The sequence below is a fragment of the Promicromonospora sp. NPDC052451 genome (assembly GCF_044547525.1).
GTDB lineage: Bacteria > Actinomycetota > Actinomycetes > Actinomycetales > Cellulomonadaceae > Promicromonospora.
This window is the reverse complement of record NZ_JBIUAP010000016.1, coordinates 100,057-124,756: the sequence shown is the minus strand read 5'-3', so window position 1 is coordinate 124,756 and position 24,700 is coordinate 100,057. Positions and strand designations below refer to the sequence as shown.

General features: G+C 74.8%; 26 protein-coding genes. 14 read left to right on the top strand and 12 right to left on the bottom strand.

All coding sequences use genetic code 11. The annotated features are described in order from the left end of the window. Positions 1–10: 10 nt before the first annotated feature. Together ACIG47_RS23350 and ACIG47_RS23345 are read right to left on the bottom strand one after the other, a co-directional pair. Complete coding sequence (locus tag ACIG47_RS23350; protein ID WP_397433455.1) at positions 11–646, bottom strand: hypothetical protein; 636 nt, start codon at positions 644–646, stop codon at positions 11–13. A 55-nt stretch (positions 647–701) separates the two neighbouring features. Continuing rightward, positions 702–1,418: a FadR/GntR family transcriptional regulator gene (locus ACIG47_RS23345; RefSeq protein ID WP_397433454.1), complete on the bottom strand. Its 717-nt coding sequence runs from the start codon at positions 1,416–1,418 to the stop codon at positions 702–704. Positions 1,419–1,539: 121 nt separating this feature from the next. On the opposite strand from ACIG47_RS23345, the gene ACIG47_RS23340 reads away from it, so the two are divergent. Next, positions 1,540–2,163: a gluconokinase gene (locus tag ACIG47_RS23340; RefSeq protein ID WP_397433453.1), complete on the top strand. Its 624-nt coding sequence runs from the start codon at positions 1,540–1,542 to the stop codon at positions 2,161–2,163. Further along, positions 2,163–3,668: an SLC13 family permease gene (locus ACIG47_RS23335; protein WP_397433452.1), complete on the top strand. Its 1,506-nt coding sequence runs from the start codon at positions 2,163–2,165 to the stop codon at positions 3,666–3,668. Before ACIG47_RS23340 ends, ACIG47_RS23335 begins: the two co-directional genes overlap by 1 nt. On the opposite strand, the gene ACIG47_RS23330 is transcribed toward ACIG47_RS23335, so the two are convergent. The 3 genes from ACIG47_RS23330 to ACIG47_RS23320 form a co-directional block, all read right to left on the bottom strand. Further along, positions 3,604–4,770 (bottom strand): hypothetical protein, encoded by a 1,167-nt coding sequence (locus tag ACIG47_RS23330; protein WP_397433451.1) that lies wholly within the window; start codon positions 4,768–4,770, stop codon positions 3,604–3,606. The two genes, ACIG47_RS23335 and ACIG47_RS23330, sit on opposite strands and share 65 nt — an antisense overlap. 57 nt (positions 4,771–4,827) lie before the next feature. Next, positions 4,828–5,799, bottom strand: coding sequence for an alpha/beta hydrolase (locus ACIG47_RS23325; protein ID WP_397433450.1), 972 nt, complete (start codon positions 5,797–5,799; stop codon positions 4,828–4,830). Between the two features lie 139 nt (positions 5,800–5,938). Further along, positions 5,939–6,493 (bottom strand): MarR family winged helix-turn-helix transcriptional regulator, encoded by a 555-nt coding sequence (locus ACIG47_RS23320; RefSeq protein ID WP_397433448.1) that lies wholly within the window; start codon positions 6,491–6,493, stop codon positions 5,939–5,941. Between the two features lie 114 nt (positions 6,494–6,607). Here ACIG47_RS23320 and ACIG47_RS23315 point away from each other — a divergent pair, with 114 nt between their 5' ends. Continuing rightward, complete coding sequence (locus ACIG47_RS23315; RefSeq protein WP_397433446.1) at positions 6,608–7,057, top strand: pyrimidine dimer DNA glycosylase/endonuclease V; 450 nt, start codon at positions 6,608–6,610, stop codon at positions 7,055–7,057. Beyond that, the gene (locus tag ACIG47_RS23310) at positions 7,054–9,201 is read left to right on the top strand and encodes an MMPL family transporter (protein WP_397433444.1); all 2,148 of its coding nucleotides are present in this window, start codon (positions 7,054–7,056) and stop codon (positions 9,199–9,201) included. Before ACIG47_RS23315 ends, ACIG47_RS23310 begins: the two co-directional genes overlap by 4 nt. On the opposite strand, the gene ACIG47_RS23305 is transcribed toward ACIG47_RS23310, so the two are convergent. Next, positions 9,198–10,067, bottom strand: coding sequence for a TetR/AcrR family transcriptional regulator (locus ACIG47_RS23305; protein WP_397433443.1), 870 nt, complete (start codon positions 10,065–10,067; stop codon positions 9,198–9,200). The two genes, ACIG47_RS23310 and ACIG47_RS23305, sit on opposite strands and share 4 nt — an antisense overlap. 91 nt (positions 10,068–10,158) lie before the next feature. On the opposite strand from ACIG47_RS23305, the gene ACIG47_RS23300 reads away from it, so the two are divergent. Beyond that, on the top strand, positions 10,159–10,809 hold the full coding sequence (locus ACIG47_RS23300) for a GNAT family N-acetyltransferase (protein WP_397433442.1): 651 nt from the start codon (positions 10,159–10,161) through the stop codon (positions 10,807–10,809). A gap of 6 nt (positions 10,810–10,815) precedes the next feature. On the opposite strand, the gene ACIG47_RS23295 is transcribed toward ACIG47_RS23300, so the two are convergent. Next, positions 10,816–11,601, bottom strand: coding sequence for a ferredoxin reductase (locus tag ACIG47_RS23295; RefSeq protein WP_397433441.1), 786 nt, complete (start codon positions 11,599–11,601; stop codon positions 10,816–10,818). Continuing rightward, the gene (locus ACIG47_RS23290) at positions 11,594–12,208 is read right to left on the bottom strand and encodes a molybdopterin-dependent oxidoreductase (protein WP_397409985.1); all 615 of its coding nucleotides are present in this window, start codon (positions 12,206–12,208) and stop codon (positions 11,594–11,596) included. Before ACIG47_RS23290 ends, ACIG47_RS23295 begins: the two co-directional genes overlap by 8 nt. Positions 12,209–12,340: 132 nt before the next feature. Here ACIG47_RS23290 and ACIG47_RS23285 point away from each other — a divergent pair, with 132 nt between their 5' ends. The 3 genes from ACIG47_RS23285 to ACIG47_RS23275 all read left to right on the top strand — a co-directional run bounded on the left by ACIG47_RS23285 (position 12,341) and on the right by ACIG47_RS23275 (position 14,981). Then, positions 12,341–13,168 (top strand): NPP1 family protein, encoded by an 828-nt coding sequence (locus ACIG47_RS23285; protein WP_397433440.1) that lies wholly within the window; start codon positions 12,341–12,343, stop codon positions 13,166–13,168. A gap of 125 nt (positions 13,169–13,293) precedes the next feature. Beyond that, positions 13,294–14,256 (top strand): alpha/beta hydrolase, encoded by a 963-nt coding sequence (locus ACIG47_RS23280; protein ID WP_397433439.1) that lies wholly within the window; start codon positions 13,294–13,296, stop codon positions 14,254–14,256. Next, positions 14,253–14,981, top strand: coding sequence for an alpha/beta fold hydrolase (locus ACIG47_RS23275; protein ID WP_397433438.1), 729 nt, complete (start codon positions 14,253–14,255; stop codon positions 14,979–14,981). Before ACIG47_RS23280 ends, ACIG47_RS23275 begins: the two co-directional genes overlap by 4 nt. 12 nt (positions 14,982–14,993) lie before the next feature. Here ACIG47_RS23275 and ACIG47_RS23270 read toward each other — a convergent pair whose 3' ends face one another. Further along, positions 14,994–15,818, bottom strand: coding sequence for a helix-turn-helix transcriptional regulator (locus tag ACIG47_RS23270; RefSeq protein ID WP_397433437.1), 825 nt, complete (start codon positions 15,816–15,818; stop codon positions 14,994–14,996). After that, entirely contained in the window at positions 15,796–16,872 is a 1,077-nt protein-coding gene (locus tag ACIG47_RS23265) for an SDR family oxidoreductase (protein WP_397433467.1), read from the bottom strand. Before ACIG47_RS23265 ends, ACIG47_RS23270 begins: the two co-directional genes overlap by 23 nt. 257 nt (positions 16,873–17,129) lie before the next feature. Here ACIG47_RS23265 and ACIG47_RS23260 point away from each other — a divergent pair, with 257 nt between their 5' ends. Then, positions 17,130–18,506 carry an NAD(P)/FAD-dependent oxidoreductase gene (locus ACIG47_RS23260; protein WP_397433436.1) on the top strand — a complete coding sequence of 459 codons (1,377 nt, stop codon included), beginning with the start codon at positions 17,130–17,132 and terminating at the stop codon, positions 18,504–18,506. Further along, complete coding sequence (locus ACIG47_RS23255) at positions 18,496–20,049, top strand: cytochrome bc complex cytochrome b subunit (protein ID WP_397433435.1); 1,554 nt, start codon at positions 18,496–18,498, stop codon at positions 20,047–20,049. The genes ACIG47_RS23260 and ACIG47_RS23255 overlap by 11 nt, the downstream gene beginning before the upstream one ends. On the opposite strand, the gene ACIG47_RS23250 is transcribed toward ACIG47_RS23255, so the two are convergent. Continuing rightward, the gene (locus ACIG47_RS23250) at positions 20,030–20,215 is read right to left on the bottom strand and encodes a hypothetical protein (RefSeq protein WP_397433434.1); all 186 of its coding nucleotides are present in this window, start codon (positions 20,213–20,215) and stop codon (positions 20,030–20,032) included. The two genes, ACIG47_RS23255 and ACIG47_RS23250, sit on opposite strands and share 20 nt — an antisense overlap. Before the next feature lie 172 nt (positions 20,216–20,387). Here ACIG47_RS23250 and ACIG47_RS23245 point away from each other — a divergent pair, with 172 nt between their 5' ends. The 4 genes from ACIG47_RS23245 (at position 20,388) to ACIG47_RS23230 (ending at position 22,370) form a co-directional block, all read left to right on the top strand. After that, complete coding sequence (locus ACIG47_RS23245; RefSeq protein ID WP_397433433.1) at positions 20,388–20,558, top strand: hypothetical protein; 171 nt, start codon at positions 20,388–20,390, stop codon at positions 20,556–20,558. Continuing rightward, a complete protein-coding gene (locus ACIG47_RS23240; protein WP_397409999.1) occupies positions 20,555–20,923 on the top strand; it encodes a YidH family protein in 369 nt (122 codons plus the stop codon). The genes ACIG47_RS23245 and ACIG47_RS23240 overlap by 4 nt, the downstream gene beginning before the upstream one ends. Next, positions 20,920–21,297 (top strand): DUF202 domain-containing protein, encoded by a 378-nt coding sequence (locus ACIG47_RS23235; protein WP_397410001.1) that lies wholly within the window; start codon positions 20,920–20,922, stop codon positions 21,295–21,297. The genes ACIG47_RS23240 and ACIG47_RS23235 overlap by 4 nt, the downstream gene beginning before the upstream one ends. Positions 21,298–21,479: 182 nt before the next feature. After that, positions 21,480–22,370, top strand: a complete 891-nt coding sequence (locus tag ACIG47_RS23230; protein ID WP_397433431.1) for a DUF4184 family protein — start codon at positions 21,480–21,482, stop codon at positions 22,368–22,370. A gap of 119 nt (positions 22,371–22,489) precedes the next feature. Here ACIG47_RS23230 and ACIG47_RS23225 read toward each other — a convergent pair whose 3' ends face one another. Then, positions 22,490–24,571, bottom strand: coding sequence for an HNH endonuclease (locus ACIG47_RS23225; protein WP_397433430.1), 2,082 nt, complete (start codon positions 24,569–24,571; stop codon positions 22,490–22,492). Positions 24,572–24,700 lie beyond the last annotated feature (129 nt).

Below are 24,700 nucleotides of genomic sequence, written 5' to 3'. Positions count from 1 at the left end.
GGGAGAGGGGTCAGATCGCGCGCGGCAGCGGCGGTCCGCGCCGCCGCGCCGGTGACACCTCAGGACGAGCGGGGAAGGATCCGGTGAACCAGTCGGGCGCCGGCACGCGCACCACGGTCAGGGGCGCGGCGACGTCGGCGCGCGCCGGGAGGCGGCGGGAGAAGCGCCCGGCCACCCGGCCGGCCAGGTCCCGGAGCCGGGTGACCAGGCGCTCGCCACCGAAGAGGGCGGCCACGGTCGCCGCGGCCGCGACGCCGTGCCAGAGCCACATGGCCGGGCCCGCGCCCACGAGGTCGGGCAGGTAGGCCGACGGGTCCGCCCCGGCAGCGGGCAGCGAGTACCCGCCGTGCGCGCCGTGCCCAGCGGGCCCAGCAGGTCGCCCGCCCGCCGGGGTGCCCAGCACGAACAGCGTGTGGAACAGCACCTGGCTCAGCCCGACCGACACGACCGTGCGCCACAGCGCCAGACGGCGGCCCGCGAGCACGGTGCACACCGTCAGCGACAGCACCCAGGGCACCAGCACGCCCAGCCACCCGGGGACCGCGCCGCCGCCCGCCAGGTGCGACAGCAGGGCCGCCGCCGTGGCCACCGAGGCGACGACGGGCCCGCGCGCGTCGCGCGGGCGTCGGTGCCGGTGGGAGCTCACGCGGTCATTCTGGCGTACGGTCGGCCGCCCTGCCCAGAGGCAGCAGGTGTTTCGGTCAGGCCCGGTCCGTGACCCGCCGGGCGTCCGCGGTGAGCGCACCGCGCACCTCGCGCACGATGCGCGCCATCGCCTCCTCGGCCGCGAGGTCGTCGCCCGCGGCGACGGCGCGCGCCACCTCCTCGTGCGCGTCGAGCGCCTCGGGCACGGGGTAGGCCGGCATGAGCCCCAGGTGGATGCGCCCGGAGATGACGACGGCGACCACGTCGGCCAGCGCGCTGAACAGCTCGTTGCCGCTGTTCCGCAGCAGGAGCTCGTGCATCCGGATGTCGAGCTCCAGGAACCGGGCGCCGTCGCCCTGACCGCTCTCGCCCAGCTCGCGCAGCCGCGCCGCGGTGACGACCAGCTCGTCGCGGACGGCCGCCGACGCACCGCGTGCCGCGCCGGCCGCGGCCAGCGGTTCCACCGCCTGGCGCAGCTCGGTCAGGGAGCGCAGCTGCGCGGCCCGCCCGGGGCCGTCGAGCCGCCAGGCGATGACCCGGGGGTCCAGCACGTTCCACGCGTCGTGCGGTAGCACCACGATGCCGACCCGCGGCCCGGACCGGACCATCCCGAGCCCTTCGAGCAGGCGCATCGCCTCCCGGGCGACGGTCCGCGAGACGTCGAACTCGCTGCCGATGCCGTCCAGCGTGAGCACCGTGCCGGCGGGCAGGTCGCCGCCCGTGATGCGTCGGCCCAGCGTGTCGAGGACAGGACTGTGCAGCACCGGGGGCATCCCCCCACTCTAGTTGAGCCCTCGGCCGCGGTCGGCACGGCGTCCGGGGCGTCGACGCCGTCCCGTCATTGGTGAGATGAATCACGCCCCAATGATGTGACCAATGGGTGAGGATAGGGGGATGGACACAGACGTCACCGAGACAGCGATGTTCTCGACACAAGGCTCGGCACAGGGTTCGGGCCAGACAAGCAGCAGCACACCCCGCGCCGTCGTCGTGATGGGGGTGGCCGGGTCGGGCAAGACCACGGTCGCCGCCCTCCTGGCCGGCCGGCTCGGCGCGTCGTTCGCCGAGGGCGACGACTTCCACTCGCCCGCGAACGTCGCCAAGATGGCCGCGGGCCACCCCCTGGACGACGACGACCGCTGGCCCTGGCTGCGCGGCATCCGGGACTGGTTCGCCAAGGAGCTGAACGAGGGCCGCAGCGCGGTGGTGCCGTGCAGCGCCCTGCGCCGTGGCTACCGCGAGCTCCTGGCCACCGCGGGACCGCCCGGCACCGTCCGGTTCGTGCACCTCACCGGCTCCTACGACCTGCTGCGCACCCGCATCCAGGGGCGGGCCGGGCACTTCATGAAGCCCGAGATGCTCGACAGCCAGCTCGCCACCCTCGAGCCCCTGCACGACGACGAGGCCGGTTTCGCCGTCGACGTCACGCCGCGACCCGACGAGATCGTCGACGAGATCCTGCACCGCCTCGGCGACCCCGAGGCCACCCCCGCACCCACCACGCCCGAGGACCACTGATGCTCCACACCGCCCACCCGCTCGCCCACGCCACGGCTCAGATCACGGCACAGGCCGCCGACACTGCCGCACCGGCCGCCTCGACGCCGCAGCTCGTCGTCGCCGCGGTGGCGGGCATCGCCGTCATCGTCGCGCTGATCGTCTGGCTCAAGCTGCACCCGTTCCTGGCGCTCGTGCTGGGGTCCGGGGTGCTCGCGCTCGTGGCCGGGATCGGCCTCACCGACACCTTCTCCAGCTTCACCGCCGGGCTGGGCAGCACCGTCGCGGGCGTGGGCGTGCTCATCGCGCTCGGCGCGATCATCGGCAAGCTGCTCATCGACTCGGGCGGCGCCGACCGCATCGTCGACACGATCCTGGACCGGACACCGGCCGCGCGCCTGCCGTGGGCCATGGCCCTGATCGCGTTCGTGATCGGCATCCCGCTGTTCTTCGAGGTGGGCGTCGTGCTGCTCATCCCGGTCGTGATGATCGTGGCCCGTCGCGTGCGCACCAACCCGGTGCTGGTCGGCATCCCGGCCCTCGCGGGCCTGTCGGCGCTGCACGGCCTCGTGCCGCCGCACCCCGGACCGCTCCTCGCCATCGACGCCCTCGGCGCGAACCTCGGCCTCACGCTCGGGCTCGGCCTGCTGGTCGCCGTCCCGACGGTGATCGTCGCCGGGCCGCTCCTGGCGATCCCGCTCACGCGCTGGGTCCGGCTCGCGCCGCCGACGACGGTCCTGGGCGTGCCCGACTCCGGCACCGACGACGCCGCGACCGGCACGGGCGGCACGGGCGGCACGGGCGGCACCACGGGTGCCGGCGGTACGGCGACCGCCGTCGCCCCCGCCGCCACCCTGCGCAAGCCGTCGTTCGGCATGTCGGTCCTGGTCGTGCTGCTGCCCGTGATCCTCATGCTCGCCCGGTCGGTGGTCGAGATCGCGGGCGCCGGCGAGACCGGTTACGGCACCGTCCTGGAGTTCCTCGGCGAGCCGCTCGTCGCCCTGCTGCTGACGTCCCTGTTCGCCCTGGTCGCGTTCGGCACGGGCACGGGACGCACCCGGCAGCAGCTCGGTGACCTGGTCGGCTCGTCGTTCGCGCCCATCGCGGGGATCCTGCTCATCGTGGGCGCCGGCGGCGGCTTCAAGCAGACGCTGGTCGACTCCGGCGTCGGCGAGGTCATCGCCTCCGGGATCGCGGACGCCGGCATCACGCCGCTGCTGGCCGGCTGGCTGGTGGCCGCGCTGATCCGCATCGCGACCGGCTCGGCCACCGTCGCGACGATCACGGCCGCCGGCATCATGGCGCCGCTCGCCGCAGGCCTCGACCCCACCCAGGCGGCGCTGCTGGTCCTGGCGATCGGCGCGGGCTCGGTGTTCCTGTCCCACGTGAACGACGCCGGGTTCTGGCTGGTCAAGGAGTACTTCGGCATGACGGTCGGCCAGACCTTCAAGACCTGGTCGCTCATGGAGTCGGTCCTGTCGGTGGTGGCCCTCCTGACGGTCCTCCTCCTGGGCGCCGTCCTCTGACCCGACCGCCTGAGTCCGGGATCTCCGGGCTCAGGCGGAGCAGGAGGCTGGCCAGGCGGTGACGGGTGCGACCGTCCGGGGACCTCGGGTCGTAGCCCAGGTCCCCGGTCAGGGCCTCGTGGCGGGCCTGGAGGGTGGAGTGGTGCATGCCCAGGGTGGTCGCGGCCGCGCGCACGCTGTCGGACACGGCCAGCACCTCCAGCACCGCGCGGCTGCGCACGTCCAGCCGGGCGAGCGCGACGACGTCGGGCAGCCGCGCAGCCACCGGTTCGAGCGCCACGACGGCGGCGAGCAGCACCCCGAGCTCCGCGGCGTCGACGACGGCGGCGCCTGGACCGCCGGCCACAGTCCCGCCGGCCACAGCCCCGCCGGCCGCGGTCACGACGTCGGGCCGCGCGCCCTCGGGCCCCGACCGCTCCAGGGGCCCTCCGGGCACCAGCCGGAACGCCAGCAGGGCCGTCCGGAACGACTCCGGGAGCTCCTCGCCCGGCCCGGCGAACCCGATGCCGGCGGGTCCGGCCGGCGTGACACCCCGGCGGAGCACCGTCGCGCGCACCAGGCCGTGCGGCGTCACCACCACGGTCGACGGCGCGGCGCCCGGGTCGCTCGCGACCAGGTGCGCCGCGACGCGCAGGTCACGCGCGCCGTCCAGCCGGAGGCGGGACAGCGCGACCCGCCGGTCGGCCACGTCGCGGGCGGCGTCGAGAGCGACGTCCAGGGCACCACCCGTGCCGCCGGGGCGGCGCGCCGTCGCGAGGTCCACCGCGAGCGCCAGCCGCTCCACGACCATCGCGTCGTTCGCGTGCGGGGGTCCCTCCCGCTCCAGCCACACCGTCCCGCTCCCCGCGGTACGGGTGGGCCAGCCGGGCTCGGGCCGCGCGCCGTCCGCCGTCGCGGCGAGCCTGCTGCCGTCGGGCGCGACGCGGTGCGCGCGCCGGCCGTCGAACGCCCCGGCGACGGCCCCGCTGAGCACGGCCGCACCCCGGAGCAGCGCGTCCAGGCCGACGCCGCCGGCGATGAGCGCGTCGAAGTAGGCCACGGCCTTGAGCGTCTCGCTCGCCTCGGGGTCCAGGGCCGTCAGGCGGCCGACCAGCTCCTGCATCGTTCGCTCCATCGCGCGGGTGGTCCCACCCTAGCCGGGGCGTGCCCGGCGGCTGTCTCAGGCGCCGAGGACGCGGGCCACCCACGCGTCCCGGGCGGCGTGCGCGGCCTGGCCCAGTGCGCTGTGCGGTGCCATCAGGTCGAACCCGTGGAAGCCGCCGGGCCACACGTGCAGCTCGGCCTGCACGCCGGCGTGCCACAGTGCGGTGGCGTAGGCGACGTCCTCGTCCCGGAAGACCTCCGCGCTGCCGCAGTCGACGAACGCGGGCGGGAGGCCCGTCAGGTCGGTGGCGCGCGCGGGGGCGGCGTACACGGAGACGTCGTCGGTGCCGCACCGGTCCCCGAGCAGGGCCTGCCACCCGGTGCGGTTCGAGCCGCGGTCCCAGACGCCGACGCCGTCGATCTGGGTCGTGGAGACCGTCGCGTCGCGGTCGTCGAGCATGGGGTAGATCAGCACCTGCCCGGCCAGCGCGGGGCCGCCCTCGTCGCGGACCAGCAGCGCGGTGCCTGCGGCGAGCCCGCCGCCCGCGCTGGCGCCGGCGATGATCAGGTGGTCGAGGTCGATGCCGAGCTCGTCGGCGTGCTCCGCCGTCCAGAGCAGTCCGGCGTAGCAGTCGCGGACGGGGTACGGGTCGGGGAACTCGGGCGCGAGACGGTACTCGACGGTGACCACGACGACGTCGAGCGTGGTGATCCAGCCCAGGAGCACGTCGAGCCCCACGAACCGGTCGCCCATGATCATGCCGCCGCCGTGGGTGTGGTAGATCCCCGGCCGGACGCCGGTGCTGTCCCGGCGTCGCAGCACGCTCACCTGGATCTCGTCACCGCCGTACCCGGGGACGGTCACGTCCCGGCGGGCGACGCCGGCCTGGTCGAGCGCTGCGTCCACCCCGGGGTCGAGCCCCGGGCCGGCCTGTCGCAGCAGCGGGATCATCTCGGGCGTGATGGTCGGCGGGAGCTGGTCGGACAGCAGCGCGAGCGCCGCCTCCAGCTCGGGGTCGAACGGGGGTCGCTGCACGCTCTCAGCCATCAGAACTCCTTCGTTCCACGGTCCTGCACCGATGGGTGCACACCAGTCTCGGCGCGGGCGGCGTGGCGGAGCACCCGCCGGACGTGGCGCTCCGGGGGCCGTTCGCCCGCCATCCGGCGGGATGCGGCTGCGGGGCGGGTCAGCGGGCGCCGGCGTCGCCGGAGTCCGCCAGGTCGTCCAGGAAGCGGGTCACGATCTCGCGCTCCTTGGGGGTGAGGCGGGCGGCGGCGTCGAACCGGCGCGCGTGGCTGCGTCCGACGGTCTCGCGGGCGACGCGCCGCGTCTCCTCGCTGACCTCGATCGCGAGGCTGCGCCGGTCGGACGGGTGCGGGAACCGCCGCACGTGGCCGCCCGCCACGAGGCGGTCGATGAGCTTGGTGGTCGACGCCGTCGTGATGCCCAGGTGCGCGGCGATGGCCCCCGGTGTGGCGACCCGGCCCTGGTTCTGCAGCGCGATGACGAAGCGGACCGCCTTCATGTCGGTCTCGCCGAGCTTCATGTACGCGCGGGAGGCCTCGCTCATGCGGCGCTCGGCCTCGCGCCACCGGCGCAGGGCCTCCAGCACGCGCACGACCTGGTCGACGTCGGCGTCGTCCAGGCCGGAACGGCGCACGATCTCCTCCCGGGGGTCCATCACGCGCGGGTCCATGATCGACGGCTGGTCGCCGTCACGCGGCGCGAGTGCTGGATCCACGAAGGGATAGTAACGCGTCGCTGGTTGCTTCGTATGCTTGAATATAGCCTGGCTAGCGAATTCGCGGTCTGCGAGGACGGCCGACGAGACATCTGAACGAGAGGAGAGCTGCGCATGCGGCTCTGGTCCCTGGACCCCGCCCTGCTCGACCGGCAGGGCCTCACCGCGTGCTGGCGCGAGGCGCTGCTCGCCCAGGCGGTGCTGCTCGGCCGCACCCGGGGCTACACCGCGCACCCGCAGCTCGACCGGTTCCGGGAGCACCCGGACCCCGTGACCGCCGTCGGCGCGTACCTGCACGCCGTGCGCGACGCCGCCACGCGGCGCGGCTACCGGTTCGACGCCGCCCGGATCGACCGGCCCCTCGACGAGGTCACGCGGTCGGCGGCCCGCATCCCGGTGACGACCGGGCAGCTCGACCACGAGTGGGAGCACCTGCTGGGCAAGCTGGCCGCCCGGTCCCCCGAGCACCGTGCCCGGCTGCTCGCCTCCGGGACCGGACCCGCGGCGCACCCCCTGTTCGTCGTCGTGCCCGGCGACGTCGCGAGCTGGGAGCGGGCGGCGTGAGCGCCGCGCGCGTGCCCCGCTGGCTGCGGGTGACGCTGCCGGCCGTCCTCATCGCCGTGTGGCTCGTGGGGGCCGCCATCGGCGGTCCGTACTTCGGCCGGGTCGACGAGGTCTCCTCCAACGACCGGACCGCCTACCTGCCGGCCACCGCCGAGGCCACCGAGGTCCAGGACCGGCTCGCGGGCTTCACCGACGGCGACGCCGTGCCCGCCGTCGTCGTCTTCGTCACCGAGGACGGCGCGCGCCTCGGCGAGGACGACCTCGCCGCCGTCGGCGACCAGCTCACCGCCGCCGCCGACCTGGCCGCGGTGGACGGGGAGGTGTCGCCGCCCCTGCCGTCCGAGGACGGTGCCGCCGCCCAGGCGTTCGTGCCGCTGTCGGGCGACGCCGACCTGGGCGAGGCCACCGCCGAGCTCCGCGACACCCTGCGCACGGGCCTGCCCGACGGCGTCGAGGTCTACATCACGGGCCCCGCGGGCTTCTCCAGCGACCTGGTGTCGGCGTTCGCCGGCATCGACGGGCTGCTGCTCGGGGTGGCCCTCGCGGCCGTCCTGGTGATCCTGATCGTCGTCTACCGGTCGCTGCTGCTGCCGCTGGCCGTGCTCGCCACCAGCATGTTCGCGCTCTGCCTCGCGCTGCTGACGGTGTGGCACCTGGCCCGCTCCGGGGTGCTGCTGCTCAGCGGGCAGACCCAGGGCATCCTCTTCATCCTCGTCATCGGCGCCGCGACCGACTACGCCCTGCTGTACGTGGCACGCTTCCGCGAGGAGCTGGTGCGCACGCCCGACCGCTGGACCGCGACGTGGCGTGCGCTGCGGGGCTCGGTCGAGCCGATCCTCGCCTCGGGCGGCACGGTCATCGCGGGCCTGCTGTGCCTGCTGCTGAGCGAGCTGCGCTCCAACAGCACGCTCGGGCCCGTGGCCGCCGTGGGCATCGCGTTCGCCATGCTCGCAGCACTGACGCTGCTGCCCGCCATCCTGCTCGCGCTGGGCCGGGCCGCGTTCTGGCCCCGCCGCCCGGTGTACGACCCGGAGGCACCCGGCCAGACCGGCACGGAGGGGCTGTGGGGACGCGTCTCCCGCGCCGTCCGCGCACGGCCCCGCACCCTCTGGGTCACGACCGCGGCCGTCCTGGCCCTGGGGTGCCTGGGCGTCACCCAGCTCCAGGCGTCCGGGGTGCCGCAGTCGGACCTCGTGCTGGGCGCCTCCGAGGCGCGCACGGGGCAGGAGCGGCTCGCCGAGCACTTCCCCGCCGGCTCGGGCAGCCCGGTCTACGTCGTCGCGCCGCAGGGCGACCTCCAGGACGCGGCCGACGTGCTGCTCCAGGAGGACGGTGTCGCCCAGGTCTCGGTCACGGCGGACACCGTGAGCGGGACGGCGCGCATGACGGCCGACGGCATCGAGGCGACGGGTCCCCCGACGGCGGCCGCGCCCGAGCCCGTGGTGTCGGACGGTGCGGTGCTGCTCCAGGGCACGCTCACCGACGCCGCCGACTCCCTGGCCGCGGAGCAGACCGTCCGCGACCTGCGCACCGCCTACGCCGGCACGGTGCCCGAGGCGCTGGTCGGCGGCGAGTCCGCGACCGACCTGGACACGAACGACGCGTCGATCCGGGACCGTACGCTCATCGTCCCGATCGTGCTCGTGGTGATCCTGGCGATCCTCATGCTGCTGCTGCGCGCGGTGCTCGCGCCGGTGCTGCTCGTCCTGACGACCGTGCTGTCCTTCGGCACGGCGATGGGCGTCGCGGCGCTCGTGTTCAACGACGTGCTCGGCTTCCCGGGCGCGGACCCGGCGGTGCCGCTGTTCGGCTTCGTCTTCCTCGTCGCGCTCGGCATCGACTACAACATCTTCCTCATGACGCGGGTCCGCGAGGAGTCGCTGGCGCACGGCACGCGCGAGGGCGTGCTGCGCGGGCTCCGGCTGACGGGAGGCATCATCACGTCGGCCGGGCTGGTCCTCGCGGCGACGTTCACGGCACTGGCCGTGATCCCGGTGCTCTTCCTCGCCCAGCTCGCGTTCATCGTGGCCTTCGGCGTGCTGCTCGACACCTTCGTGGTGCGCTCGCTGCTCGTGCCGGCCCTCGCCTACGACGTGGGCCGCACCATCTGGTGGCCGTCCCGCCTGGGGCGCGGGCGGCCCTAGGCCGACGCCGCCCCGTCACCCCCGGCGAGACCCGCGAGCACCCGGTCCAGCCCGTCCCGGAACCAGGCGTCCACGTCGGTGGCGAAGGCGGCGGGCAGCACACCACCCGAGACGTCGTCGAGCCACGGATGCCTCCGCCGGGCACCGGTCCGGTCGAGCCGGCGCACCTCCTGCACCCACCAGGCCGGGTACGCGGTGCCGGACCGGGCGGCCTCGTCGCGCTCGGTGAGCAGCAGCAGGGCCATCCCCTGCACGTAGCCGCTCAGGGCCACGTAGCGGGCGAGCGCCGTCGGCGGGTCCAGACCGAGCGCGACGAACGCGTCCACGCTCGCCCGTGCGGCGTCCAGCACGGCGGGCACCAGCGGCGGCCGGCTGCTCGCCAGCACCGACACCAGCCACGGGTGCCGCCGGTACGCCTGCCACTCCGTCTCGGCGAGGCCGGCCAGCACCCGCACCGGGGTCCCGTGCGGCGACGGCTCACCGCCGTGCGGCCCCGCCAGCAGGCGCTGCACCATCGCCTCGACGAGGCGCTCACGGTTGGCGAACACCCGCCGCACCTCGCCCGGTGTCGTCCCCGCACGATGAGCGACCGACCGCAGCGTCACCGCCCCGATGCCCTCGGCGTCGGCGAGGACGACCGCGACGTCGACCAGTCCGGCACCCGCTGCCCCGCCCCCCGCACGCCGGCGCGGGCCGGGCGCGCCCGAGCGCGTTCGCGGGACAGCCGTCCGGCGGCCCTCGTCGCGGCGTCGGCGGTAGGCCCGGGACTGGCACGACCGGGAGCAGTACCGGCGCGGACGCCCGGTACCCGCCGCGGGCCCCAGGCCGGTCCCGCACTCGGCGCACGACCCGCTCGCTGCGTCCACGTCCGGCCACCTCCGCGTGCGCTCTTTCGTCTCACTCCCCGTGCGACGAAACTACTCCACCGGCCGGCCACCACCCGGGCAGCCTGAACCCATGGAGCACCGAGAGAGCACGCAGACCCCGCCGCTGGTCGTCCGCCCTGCCGCACCGGAGGAGTTCGGCCGCCTGCTGCCCGTGTGCGTCGAGGCCTTCGCCGACGAGGCGGTCTCCGCATGGGTGGAGCCGCAGCCCGGGCTCCGCCTCGACCGCACGCGGGAGCTCTTCGAGACCTCGCTGCGCGAGGCCGTCGACGCCGGGCAGCTCGTCGTCGCGTTCCTCCCCGCGGGGGACGCGGTCGCGGCGTCGGTCTGGATCGACCTGACGGAGGGCGCCGCCGAGCCGCCGCCACCCGCGGACGACACCACCCAGCACCACGCCACCCAAGCCACCCGAGCCACCCGAGCCACCCGCCGCCTCGCCACCGTCCTGGCCGCGACGAGCGCACGGCACCCCGCCACCCCGCACGTCTACCTGTCGGCCATGGCCGCGCTCCCCCGCCGGCGGGGTCTCGGCGCCGGGAGCGCGATGCTGCGCCACGGCCTGGACCGGGCACGCCGGATCGGCCTGCCGGTGTACCTGGAGGCGTCCACGCCCCGGAACCGGCGGCTGTACCTGCGGCACGGCTTCCGCGACCGGGGCGAGCCCATCCACCTGCCCGACGGCGGGCCGTCGCTCCAGCCCATGTGGCACCCGGCGGGCAGATGAGCGTGGTCAGCCGCCGGCGGGACCGAACCGTTCGGTCCGGACCCGGGCGGGGTCGTGGCCCTGGGCCACGAGCATGCGGGAGACGGTCTCCACGAAGCCGGTCGGCCCGCAGACGTAGACCCGGGGCTCCAGGTCGGGCGGCCAGCCCCAGGAGGCCAGCTCGGAGTCGGTCAGGCGGCGCGGTCCCCGCAGTGCCGTGAGCGAGACCGCGCGCGTGAAGATGGTCCGGGCCTCGAACCCGTCGCTGCGCGCGGTGAGCGCGGCCAGCTCGTCCGGGTAGAGCTGGTCCTCGGCGGTACGCACCGAGCAGATCAGCCGGAACGGCGTGCGGTCGCCGGCCTCCCGCCGGGCCCGCGCCATGGCCATCAGCGGCACCAGGCCGGAGCCGCCCGCGAGCAGGAGCACGGGCGTCCCGGCGTCGCGCACCGGGTCCCAGACGAACCAGCCGCCGATGGGGCCGCGCACCTCGATCGCCGAGCCGACCGGGAAGGAGTCGACCAGGTAGGGCGAGACCTCGCCGTCGGCGACCCGCTGGACCGTGATCTCGACCCGGCCGCCGCCGGCCGCCGGCCCGGACGCGCTCGCCAGCGAGTACGAGCGCTCCGCGGTGTAGCCGTCGGCCGCGGTGAGGCGCACGTCGAGGTGCTGTCCCGGCTGGTGCCCCGGCCAGCCGGGTACGTCGAGCACGAGGGTCACGGCCGAGGGGCTCTCGGTGCGCCGCTCGGCCAGCGTGGCGACCTGCCACCCGGAGCGGACGGCGTACCGCCCGCCGAGCCGCGTGCCGTCAGTCACCCTGGTACCTCTGCTCCCGCCAGGGGTCGCCCAGGTCGTGGTACCCGAGCTTCTCCCAGAAACCCTGGCGGTCGGTCGGCATGAGCGTCAGGGAGCGCACCCACTTCGCCGACTTCCAGAAGTACAGGTGCGGCACCAGCAGCCGGGCGGGGCCGCCGTGCTCGGGGTGCAGCGGCGCGCCGTCGAAGGTGTGGGCGATCCAGGCCTTGCCGCCCAGCAGGTCGGCGACCGGGAGGTTGGTCGTGTAGCCGCCGTACGAGCCGACCAGGGCGAAGTCGGCGGTGGACTCCACGTCGGCGAGCAGCACGTCGAGCGAGACGCCGCGCCACCGCGTGCCGAACTTCGACCAGCGCGTCACGCAGTGGATGTCGACCGTGGGCGACTCCTGGGGCAGCGCCATGAGGTCCGCCCACGTCCACGACGTTGACGTGCCGGTCTCGGTGGTCACGGTCAGGGACCAGGTCTCGGCGCTGACGTTCGGCGTCGGCCCGGCGGACAGGACGGGAAAGCCCTCCTCGACGTACTGCCCCGGCGGGAGCGCGACGCCCTCCGGGCGGGCCCGGCCGTGGAAGCCCGGGGTCAGGGCCGGCGGTGTCTCGCTGCTCATGGCCTCACGGTAGCGGGACGACGGCGGGGCCGGACGTACGTGGTCACCCTCATTGCCCACCGGCCGCCTGGCTCATAGCATCCACGTGCCCCGACTTTCACCCGCTGAAGGGCACCGCAGGAAGGGTCAGTCATGAACCGTCCGACCAGCTCCCCGACACCCACGAACGAGCCCGCCGGCCCCCGCCCCCGACGCCGCCGCACCGCACGCCTCGCCGCGACGCTCGCCGCCGTCGTGCTCGCCCTCACGCCCGCCACGGTCGCGCACGCCGACCCGCCGCCCAGCCTCCCGCAGAACGCGTCCGGCACCGAGCAGACCTTCTCCCCCGCCTACGACTACGACGGCGACGGCTGCTACGCGACCCCCGCCATCGGACCCGACGGGACCATCGCGCCCGGCCTGGACATCGGCGGCGCCGTCAACGGCAGCTGCCGCGACCAGTGGGACCTGGACAACTCGCAGACGTACTCGCGCGAGAAGTGCAACAACGGCTGGTGCGCCGTGATGTACGCGAGCTACTTCGAGAAGGACCAGACCCTCGACGGCCCGATCGCGATCGGCAGCCACAAGCACGACTGGGAGCACGTGGTCGTGTGGGTGGACCAGGGGTCGGACCAGGTCGAGTTCGTGTCGATCACCGAGCACAGCGGGTACGCCACCTACCCCCGGTCGCAGGTCCGGTTCGACGGCACCCACCCCAAGATCGTCTACCACAAGGACGGTCCGAGCACGCACCTCTTCCGCCTCGCGGGCGGCAACGACGAACCGCCCGAGAACCACTACGGCACCTGGCGCTACCCGCCGCTGGTCGGCTGGGACGGCTGGCCCGGCACGGCGCTGCGGGACCGGCTGACGACCGCCGACTTCGGCGGCGCCACCCTCAAGATCGACGACGGCGACTTCACCTGGTGGCTGGGCCAGATGAAGCCGGCCGGCATCCCGTTCGACCCGGGCGCGTGACGTCCACGGCGTCCAGGACCGGACGGGCCGTCACAGCCGGGGCTGCCGCACGGTCGTAGGGGCGGGACGGGTCACGAAACGAGCCGTCCGCGGAAGAAGCCCAGCCCTACGGCAAGGAGAGTCCCATGAGCGAGCACGTCCTCGAACCGGCGGCCCAGGCGTTCGCCGACGCGACGGCCGAGCCCCCCTTCGTTTACCAGCTCGGCGTCGACGGCGCCCGCGCGCTGCTCGACGGCGTCCAGTCGGCACCGGTGGAGCTGCCCGACGTCGAGGAACGGTGGATCACCGTCCCGGCCGACGTCGGCGACGTCCGGGTGCGCATCGTCACACCGGCGGGTCCGGCCTCCGGCCCGCTGCCCGCCATCCTGTACGTCCACGGCGGCGGCTGGGTCCTCGGCGGCACCACCACCCACGACCGCCTGGTCCGCGACCTGGCCGTCGGCGTCGGCGCGGCCGTGGTGTTCGTCGAGTACACCCGGTCGCCGGAGGCGCAGTACCCGGTGGCGATCGAGCAGGCCTACGCCACCGCGCGGTGGATCACCACCGACGGCGCGTCCGCGGGCCTGGACCCGGCGCGCCTCGCCGTCGCCGGCGACTCGGTGGGCGGGAACATGGCCGCCGCACTGACCATCCTGGCCAAGCAGCGCGGCGACGTGACGTTCCTGCACCAGTCGCTGTACTACCCGGTGACCGACGCCGCGCAGAGCACCCCCAGCTACCGCGAGTTCGCGGACGGCCCGCACCTGACCGCGAAGGCGATGGCGTGGTTCTGGGACGCCTACCTGCCCGACTTCGACCGGCGCTCCGAGATCACCGCGTCCCCGCTGCGCGCGACCGCGGACGACCTCGCGGGCCTGCCCGAGGCGTTCGTGGTCGTCGACGAGAACGACGTGCTGCGCGACGAGGGCGAGGCGTACGCCCGCCACCTGACCGCGGCCGGGGTGCCCACGACGAGCGTCCGCTACAACGGCACGATCCACGACTTCCTCATGCTCAACCCGGTCCGCGGCACCGCCGCGACCACCGCCGCCCTGGAGCAGGCAGTGCACGTCCTGCGCAAGGCGCTCACCACGGGAGCACGGTCATGAGCACGCCCACCACCGTCCCCACCGTCGTCCTCGTCCACGGGGCGTTCGCCGAGTCGTCGAGCTGGAACGCCGTCATCGGCCACCTCCACCAGCAGATGGTGCCGGTCGTCGCCGTCGCCAACCCGCTCCGGTCGCTCGCCGGCGACGCCCGGTACGTACGGGACGTGCTCGAGTCCGTCGACGGGCCGGTCGTCCTTGTCGGCCACTCGTACGGCGGGATGGTCGTCACCGAGGCCGCTGCGGGCAGCCCGAACGTCGTCGGCCTGGTCTACGTCGCCGCGTTCACGCCCGACACCGGGGAGAACGCGTTCGACCTCTCCGCGAGGTTCCCGGGCAGCACCCTCGGGGACACGCTCGACGCGCGCCCGGTCTCGACCGGGGGCGTCGAGCTCGTCATCCGGCAGGACGTCTTCGGCGAGCAGTTCGCCGCGGACGTCGACGAGGACCTGACCACGCTCATGGCCGCCACCCAGCGACCCGTCACCCAGGCGGCGCTCACCGACGGCCTGGCCGCCACGCAGCCGGCGTGGCGCACCGTCCCGTCGTGGTTCGTGTTCGGTGCGGCGGACCGGAACATCCCGGCGGAGCTGATCCGGTTCCTGGCCGACCGCGCGCAGTCCCGCGGCACCACCGAGGTGCCCGGGGCGTCGCACGCCCTGGCCGTCTCGCACCCGGTCGTCGTCGCGGAGACGATCCTCGCCGCGGTCGAGGCGACCCGCCGGTAGGGGGCGCTCCCCTCAGAGCGCGCCGACCACGGAGAGCAGCCGGAGCCGCTCGTGGCTCTCGGTGCCCGGCACGGCCGTGAACACGGTCAGCGCCTGGTGCTGGTCGGGGTCCAGGAGCGTCTGCCCGTGCAGCTCCAGGAGACCGACGTCGGGATGGTTCAGGCGCTTGGGCTCGCAGTACGGTCCGAGCACCGGATGCTCGTCCCAGAGCCGCGCGAACTGCGTGCTGCGTCCCCGCAGGAGGGTGGCCAGCTCGCCGGCCGGGGAGTCCGGGCCGGTGCGTGCCTCGACGGCGGCCAGGCGGGACACGAGCGTGCGCCCGTGCCGGGCGTGGTCCTCCTCGGGGACGCGGTCGCGGCCGCGCGGGTCGGCGAACCACCGGTTGACGCGGACGCGCTCCGGCCCGGTGTACGAGGTCTCGTCGCCGAGCAGGAGCGCGGCCAGGCGCGTCTGGCGGAGGGTCACGCCCAGCACGTTCTCGACCTGGGCGGGCGCCTCCGCCAGGCCGTCCAGGATCCGCATCAGCCCGGCGTCGACATGGTCACCCCGGGCGCGCCGGGGTGTGGCGTGCCCGGCGAGCTCGACCAGCCGGTCGCGCTCCTCGAGCGTCAGCCGCAGACCGTGGGCGATCCCGGAGAGCACCTGCTCCGACGGGACCGGCCCCCGGCTCTGCTCGATGCGGCTGTAGTAGTCCGCCGAGACACCGCTCAGGGCCGCCACCTCCTCGCGCCGCAGCCCGCTCGTGCGCCGGCGCGGTCCGCGCGGCAGGCCCACGTCCTCGGGCTGCAGCGCCTCCCGGCGGGCCCGCAGGAAGTCACCCAGCCGTTCGCGGTCCATCGTCACCTCGTTCTCGTCCCGGGGCCGCAGGAACCGCCGGACCTGTCCGGAGGGCGCCGTCCGGGAAGCGCACGCCCGTCAGCTCCTCGGAGACCGCCCAGAGCCGGGCAGCCGCGGCGGCGTCCGTCGCCGCGCGGTACACGCGCTGCCGTGCGGAGCTGCCCGTGAAGTGCCCAACGCCGTCGGGCCCGTAGAACGTCCCGCCCCCGGCGGCGGGGTCGGTGGCCGCCTGGAGGGCGGGCAGCAGACCCTGCGCGACCGGCTGCACGAACACCCCGAGGGCGAGCAGCCGCCGCATGACGGTGTCCACGCGCGGCGGCCTCGCGCTGCCGCCCAGCCCCGGTCCGGCGGAGTACAGGCCCGAGTAGGTGGTCCCGGGGTGGGCGGCGTTGCTCACGATGCCCCAGCCGTGCGCGCGGCTGCGGCGGTCCAGCTCCAGGGCGAACAGGAGCTGCGCGAGCTTGGAGAGGTTGTAGGCGCGGACGGGCGAGTAGTCCCGCTCGCTGTTCAGGTCGGCCCAGTCGATACGCCCGAACCGCGCGGCCGCGCTGGTCATGGTCGTGACGCGCGCGCCCCCGCCGGCGCCCGGGGCGACCAGGAGCGGCAGCAGGCGGCCCACCAGGGCCATGTGCCCGAGGTGGTTGGTGCCGAGCTGGAGCTCGAACCCGTCCGCCGTGGTGGTCCGGGACGGCGGGGTCATCACCCCGGCGTTCGCCACGAGCAGGTCGATGGGCCGCCCCTCGGCCAGCAGGCCGTCCGCGAGCGCCGCCACCGACGCCAGGGACGCGAGGTCGCCGGGCCGCGTGGTGACGACGACGCCGGGGACGGCGTCCCGCAGGCGGGCGACGGCGGCCGCCCCCTTGGCCGGGTTGCGCACGGGTAGTACCAGCTCGGCGCCTGCTCGCGCGAGGCGTTCGGCGAGCCCGAGGCCGATCCCGTCGCTCGCCCCGGTCACCAGGGCCCGGGTCCCGGACAGGTCCGGGACGACGACGTCGGTGTACCGGCGCGCCCGGTGCCGCGTGTCGGTGCCCGGGGGCTTGGTGCTGCTGCCCAGCGGTGCTCCGCTCGGGGTCTTCCTGGTCACGTGGTCCGTCCTCACGGTGAGTTCTCGTGGCCGGCCGGGTGGCCGGACGTCTCCAGAGTGCGCAGGCTGCCGCGCCGGATCCAGGTTCGGTCTGTCCGTGGCTGCGAGCCCGTGGACGAGCGCGTATCGCCGCAGGTGGCGGGCTGTGACCAGGGCCACGTCACGTTCGGGCGCGCCGTGTTGTCGAACAGGTGAGACCACCAGAGGCAGTTGCACAGGAGGTTGTGATGCGAGAGATCCTGATCGTCGGAGGCGGCTACGCCGGCTTCTACACGGCGTGGGGCCTGGAGAAGCGGCTCCGCCGCGGCGAGGCGCACGTCACCCTCGTCGACCCGCACGGCTACATGACGTACCAGCCGTTCCTGCCGGAGGTCACGGCCGGGTCGATCGAGGCGCGCCATGTCATGGTGTCGCTGCGCCGGCACCTGCACCGCACGACCGTCGTCGCCGGTCACACGACGTCGATCGACCACGCGCACCGCACCGCGACCGTCCGCACCAACGACGGCGCCCTGCGTGAGGTCCGCTACGACACGATCGTCGTGACGGCGGGCGCGGTGACCCGTACGTTCCCGGTCCCCGGGATCGAGCAGGAGGCCATCGGCCTCAAGCACGTGGAGGAGGCGGTCGCGATCCGCGACCAGCTCCTGACGGCGTTCGACCGTGCCGCGCTGCTGCCCCCGGGCGAGGAGCGCCGCCGGCTGCTCACGGTCACCGTGGTCGGTGGCGGGTTCACCGGGGTCGAGGTGTTCGGCGAGCTGCTGTCCCTGGCCACGAGCCTGCTGCGGGCCTACCCGGAGCTCGGCCGCGACGACCTGTCGTTCCACCTGGTCGACGCGAACGACCGCATCCTGCCCGAGGTCACCGACGAGCCCGGCCGCTGGGTGGTGCGGCACCTGCGGCAGCGCGGCGGGCACCTGCACCTGGGCACCCAGGTGGTCTCCGCCGCCGACGGCCGGATCATGCTGTCGACCGGCGAGTCGTACGGCAACGGCCTGCTGATCTGGGCCGCGGGCAACGGCAGCAATCCCGTCGTGGCACGCAACACCGACCTGCCGGTGGACGAGCGCGGGCTGGTCCGCGTCCGGGCCGACCTGCGGGTCGGCACCGACGACGCCGTCGTCCCGGACGCCTGGGCGGCCGGCGACAACGCCGCCGTGCCGGACCTGGCCTCGCCGGTGCCGGGTGCGCGGACCGTGCCCAACGCCCAGCACGCGGTGCGGCAGGGCAGGCTGCTGGCGGCCAACCTGGTCGCCGACCTGCGCGGCCGGAAGGTGCGCCCCTACGTGCACCACAGCCTCGGTGTCGTGGCCACGCTCGGCATCGGGCACGGCATCTTCCAGTACAAGCGCCTGGTCGTCACGGGTGTGCCGGCCTGGCTGATGCACCGCGGCTACCACGTCCTGGCGGTGCCGACCTGGGAGCGCAAGGTGCGGGTGCTGCTCGTCTGGGCGTCGGCGGCGCTCTTCGGCCGCGACATCATCCCGCTGGCCACGGTCCAGCGACCGCGGGCCGCCTTCCTCGCGGGCGGCGACCCGTTCGCCGGGGCGGACGACGCCCCCGCCGTCCGCCGCGAGCTGAGCGCGGTGCGCGATGCCCGCTGACCCGGGCGGACGCCGCCGCCTGACCGCGTGCGCGGCCGAGCTCGGCGCCCGCCGCGTGCAGCTGCGCTGGTCGAACCTGTTCGGCGTGGTGACCGTCGCGTGCCTGCTGGTCCTCGCGGTGACCGGGGTGCTGCTGGCGACCTGGTACACGCCGTCGAACGACCTGGTCACCTACGACGGCCCCTACGGGCCGCTGCGGGGCGCCACCGTCACCGAGGCGTTCGCCTCGACGATGGCCATCTCGTTCGAGGTGACCGGCGGGCTGCTCGTGCGCCAGACGCACCACTGGGCGGCCCTGGTCATGCCGGCCGCGATGATCGTGCAGCTGCTGGTCACGTTCTTCACGGGCGGGTTCCGCCGTCCGCGGCAGCTGGGCTGGGTGCTGCTGGTGGTCGCGTTCCTGCTGGTGCTGCTCGCGGGCTGGAGCGGCTACGCGCTGCCCGACGACATGCTCTCGGGCACGGGCCTGCGCATCGTGGAGGGCGTGGTGCTCAGCATCCCGTTCGTGGGCACCTGGCTGGCGGGCTGGATGTTCGGCGGGCCGTTCCCCGGTCAGATCGTCGAGAACCTGTACCCGGTGCACGCCGTGCTGGCGCCGGGGCTGCTCGTCCTGGTCCTGGTGGTGCGCGCCGCGCTCGCCGTCCGGCACGGCCAGGCCCAGCAGCCGCCGGCGGTCCGCGCGACCCTCGGCCTGCGGCTGTGGCCCGACGCCGCGCTGCGCGCCGCCGGGATGACGGGCCTGACGGCCGCGGTGCTGGTGCTGCTGGGGGCGACCTCGACCGTCAGCCCCGTGTGGTCGTACGGGCCGGCGTCCGTGGGCGAGGTGGGCGCGGGCAGCCAGCCCGACTGGTACATGGGCTTCCTGGACGGCGCACTGCGCCTGGTACCGGCCGGCTGGGAGACCGTGTGGGGCGGCTGGACCGTCACGTTCGCGATGCTGGTGCCCCTCGCGGTCGTCGCCGGGTACTTCGTGCTCCTGACGCTCTACCCGTACATCGAGGCGTGGGTGGACCAGGACCGCCTGCCGCACCACGTGCTCGACCGGCCGCGCAACGTGCCGGTCCGCACCGGGATCGGCGTGGCGGGCATGCTCTTCTACGGGATCCTGTGGGGCGCCGCGAGCGCCGACATCGTCTCCACGGAGTTCAGCGTCAGCTTCGAGACGGTCATCACGACCCTCCAGGTGGCACTCGTCGCCGGCCCGCCGCTGGCGTTCGACGTGACGCGCCGGATCTGCGTCGGGCTGCAGCGCAAGGACCGCGAGATCCTGCGGCACGGGCACGAGACGGGCCGCATCGTCCGGATGCCGAACGGCGGCTACGTGGAGATCCACCAGCCGGCCGACGACGCCGAGCGCGCCCGCCTGGCCGTCACCGCCGCGTCACCGGCACCGGGCCGGACGGACGACGTCGGGCGCCTGACGGCGCGCGAGCGCGTGCGCGGTGCGTTGTCGCGGGGGTTCGGGGAGGGGCACGTGGTGCCGGCCGACGCCGGACCGGACGCGCGGGACCGGGTCCCGCGCCTCACCCGCCGAGCGCGGTAAACCCCTCGTACACCATGAACGCCGGCCAGAAGATGCCCTGGACGATCGCCCACACGTACTCCCAGAAGCCGTCGGCCTGCTGCCAGAAGTAGACCCATGCGCCCAGGATGCCCAGCCCGTAGATCGCGCCGCCGCCGGCCGTCGCTCCCGCGTTCCGCTCGCCCATATGGCACCTCCTTGTCTCCACACTAGGTCGTCCGGGCGGGACGGCACGTCCAGACCCGGTCGCATCCGGTGACGGCACCGCCGTCGTCGCACCGCCTACGCCGTACGGTGGGAGCGGAGCACCGAGAATGGTCGGGACCGGACCGATCGGGAACGGTCGGAGAGGAGCACGTGTGGGCATCGGCGCAGGACGACGGGACCACGGGCTGGCAGGCGTGGCGGACCCGGAGGCGGGGACCGACCTTGAGGCAGGCACCCGGACGGTGACCGGCACCCGGGCAGTGACCGGCGCCCGGGCAGTGGCCGGCGCCCGCACGCCGCGGCGCCGGGCGGGCGCCCGGTGAGCCCGCGGGACCGCCGCTTCCCCGCCTCCGTCTTCGGGGTCGGCGCGGAGCCGGACGCACGGTTCACCCTCGCCAACGAGCGCACCTTCCTGGCGTGGATCCGCACGGGACTGGCGCTCGTGGCGGGCGGGGTGGCGCTGGAGACGCTCGGGCTGGACCTGCACCCGGGCCTACGGCTTGCGGCGTCCGTGGTGCTGATCGTGGGCGGGATCGTCGTACCCCTCATCGCGTGGACGGGCTGGATGCGCGTCGAGCGCGCGCTGCGTCGCGGAGCGCCGCTGCCGTCGACCGTCGTGGGTGTCTGCCTCGCGGTGGTCGTCGCCGCGGTGGGCGTGCTGGTGCTGCTCGGCGTGCTGCTGCGATGACGGTACCGACCCCGGGGACGCCTGGCCTCCAGCCGGAACGCACGGAGCTCGCCTGGCGGCGGACGGCGCTCTCGGTCGCGGCCGTCTGCCTGGTCGGCGCACGGCTGCTGCCCGCGCTGTTCGGCGACGCCCGGTGGCTGCTGCCCGGCGCCGTGGGCACGCTGGTGGCCGGGTGGCTGTGGCTCGCGTCCCGGCGCAGGCACCTGCGGTATCCGCGCACACCAGGGCCGAGCCCCGCTCCCGCGCCACCGGGCTCGTCCGCCTTCGGCCCGGCGTCGACCGGTGCGGGCCTGCTCGCCGTCGCGGGGGCCGTGGTGGTGGTCCTGGGGCTGGGCGGTCTGGCGGTCGTGATCGGCCTGCACGTGGGCGGCTGAGCCTCGCTGCCCCTGTGGCTCCTGAGGTCTCCTTCCCCGTTGAGCGCTCCCCCGCCCGTGGTGGCTCGGAGCGTCCCGGCCGCCCGGGGGCACCTACCTGCTCGGCGCACCGGAAGCGACGTCCGCGGCGACCACACGGCGACCCGCTGGACACCGGGCCGCACGTCGGCTGAGGTGGGCGCATGCCGTTCACGCTCTCGCACCCCGCAGCGGTGCTCCCGCTGCTGCGCCGCCCCTTCAGCGCCGTCGCTCTGATGGCCGGCGCCGTGGCGCCTGACCTGCCGTACTTCGCGCGCAGGACGCCGATCCCCGTGACGGCGCAGTCCTGGTACGAGCCGTACCTGAACGCGACGACGTCGCACGGTCTGGTGGGTGCGCTCACGGTCAGCCTGCCGTACGCGGTGGCGCTGTGCGGGCTGTACTGGGTGGCGCGGCGGCCGGTGAGGGCGTTGCTGGTGGATGGTGCGGCAGTGGCAGATCCCACGGCCGAGACACGCGGCGCGGGATCACGTGCGGACGGCGGGGGTGGGGCCACGGTCGGGACGCCCCGAGGCGTCGGAGCGATGCGGCGCCGCAGGTTCGGCGCCGTCGCACGCCGGGCCGGCTGGGTGCTGCTCTCGCTGTTGATCGGCGTCGCCACGCACCTGCTCTGGGACTCGTTCACGCACAGCGACGGGTACGTGGTCCAGCACGTGCCCGCGCTCACCGAGCCGGTGGCAGCCGGCCTCACCTGGGCCAGGGCCCTCCAGCACGTGAGCACGGTCGTCGGCCTGGTGCTCGTCGCGGTCTACCTGTGGCGCCGTCGGACCCGTCTCACCGGTGCCGTGGGCGGGCGGGTCGTCGGCGCGCGGACGCTGTGGGTCGTCGGCGTGGTGGTCGTGGCGGGCGCCTCGCTCGGGACGATCGATCTGTGGGAGGGCACCGGGCTGACCGTCGGACAGACGACCGAGGCAGCGCTCGCCGGGGCGGCCACGGGGGCCGGGGCGGCACTGGTCGGTGGGCTGGTCCTGTACGTGACCGGGTGGTGGATCGCCCGGGGACTCGGGGGCCTGCGACGGGCGCGCACGGCATGACGGAGACCGGGGTGTCCTCGCCGCCTCCTGTCGATCTCGTCCGCCAGGTGCGACCTCCTGCTGACCGCGTCGAGGCACACCTGAACGTCGGCTCGTGACCTGGACGCACTCTGCGCCGTTCAGAACGGCGGCCGGTCCGTGTCGCGTTGCCCACCCCGGTCCGTCGCGCTCGCGGTTCCCGTCGTCACCCGCGACCGGCGTCGGCCGCCCCGGGGGTTCAGGGCACCCACGGACAGGGCGTAGCTCGTGTCGGGGTCGACGGCGTCGAGCTCGACGTGGGTGTCGAGCACCGTCGGCGGGCGCGCGTGCGTCCGGCCTGAGGGTGCGGTCCAGGTCGTGATCCCGCTGACCGGGTCGCGCACCACCGCCCAGCCGCCGTGGGTCTTGAGCAGATGGTGCCGCCGGCAGAGGGCCTGGAGATTGTCGGCGCGGGTCTGTCCCGGCGTGCCGGGTGCCTGCGCGGCCGGGTCGAGGTCATGGTCGAACGGAACGACGTGGTCCAGGTCGGCCCAGGTCGCCGGGTGCTCGCAGTGCGGGAACGTGCACGTCTCGTCCCTGGCCTGCACCGCACGGCGCAGCACGCTGCCCGGCTGGTACACCGTGGTCGAGTAGTCGACCAGAATCCCCGTGACCGGGTCGGTCACCAGACGCTGCCACGTCGCGTCGGTCGCCACCGTCCGCGCCACCTCGGCCGGGAGCGGACCGAACCCGGCCAAGTCCGCGGCAGCGTCGTCCAGGCCCAGCAGCACGCCGGCAGGCACCGTCACGCGCACCACCGGGCGCGTCGGGATCACGCGGACCACCTGCTGCACCACCGGAGCACGCCCGCCACAGGTGCAGTCCTCGCGCTCGGCCTCACCGCGGGTGCCCGGGGCATCCGCCTCGCCTTCTCCGGCCGGCGAGCCCTGGGTGCCTTGGGAGGGACGGGCGTCCCGTGTCCCGGGGAAGGCATCCGGCGCACCCGCGCTCCCGTCGCCGTGCGTGAACCGGTCTGCCGGGACGAGGCGGCCGGTCACGATGCCCGTCAGGCAGTCCGCACGCAGCTGCCCGAGGTCCCGCTCCTCCCCCGCCACCCTCCGCAGCTGGCGGGCCATGTCGTCCACGACGCCCCAGACCGCCGTGGCATCGACCGCCGGCAGGTACGCCGACAACCACGCCATGTCGTTCTCGGCCCGGTCCACCTGCACCGAGCGGCGGGTCACCGCGGCCTTGGCGGCCGCATCGGCGCCGTGGCGCGACTTCGCGAAGGCGAGCATCTTGGACTGGAGCCAGCGCCACGTCCGCGACGGCGCCTGCGGCAGGTAGCGGACGATCGCCTCGGCGCGCTCCTCCACGGTCAGCTGCGTGGCCGACCGCAGCAGCGTCTGGGCCTTGCGCGTGTCGATCCGCCCGGCCCTCAGGGCCGTGATCACCGCAGGGTGGTCGGCCCCCGACTCGCCTCGCACCACCACCTCCGACGCCTCCGACCCCGTCACGACGAGCTCGCCCGACACCTGCGCGACCAGCGAGCTGTGCGCCAGGGGGTGCGACTCCCGCGCCGCGCGCTCGGCCACCACCACGGCCTGCACACCGGCCGCCCAGGACTGCAGCCGTCCGCACGCCACGACGAGATCGCCCAGCAGGTCGTCGGGCAGGTCGGACAGGACGGCGGAGCCACCGTCGGGGTGACCGCCCGAGCTGTCGCCCGGCCCACCACGCCGGGCGTCGAGCTCGCCGTCGAGGTCGACCGCCTCGGTGACGACCCGCGCTAGCCGCACGCCAGGCCTGCGCGCCAGCGCCTCGCGCAGCACCGCCGTCGGCCACAGCACCACGGGCATGTCGTCCGGCGGCAGGTCCGGGCCATGATCAAGACCAGCATCGGCCGTTCCGCCCGGCGCAAGACCCGCAGGCGCATCGGCGCACGACGCCGACGCCGACGGCTCCTCGGCCATCACTCGTTGGAACAGATCCCCTTCGAACCAGGCGCCGTTGTACCAGTCCTCGTCAAAGGCCGCCTCGTCGAACGTCCCGCCGTCGGACACCGCCTCGTCCAATGTCCCGCCGTCAAACACCGCCTCGTCCAACGTCCCGCCGTCGAACACCCCTCCGTCGACAACCCCGCCGTCCACCACGGCCCCGCCATCCACCACGGCCCCGCCGACCACCACACCCTCGCGCGCCCCGTGGATCACACCCAGGTCTCCCGACCATCCCGCTTCCATGCACCCCTCCCCACCCTGACATCAGACCCAGTGCACACATTCACCGTTCCATCAACACGTACCCCTCAGACGTTTGTTCGACCCTACCCCTCACCACTGACACCCACCCGCACCAGGGAGAACGGCAGT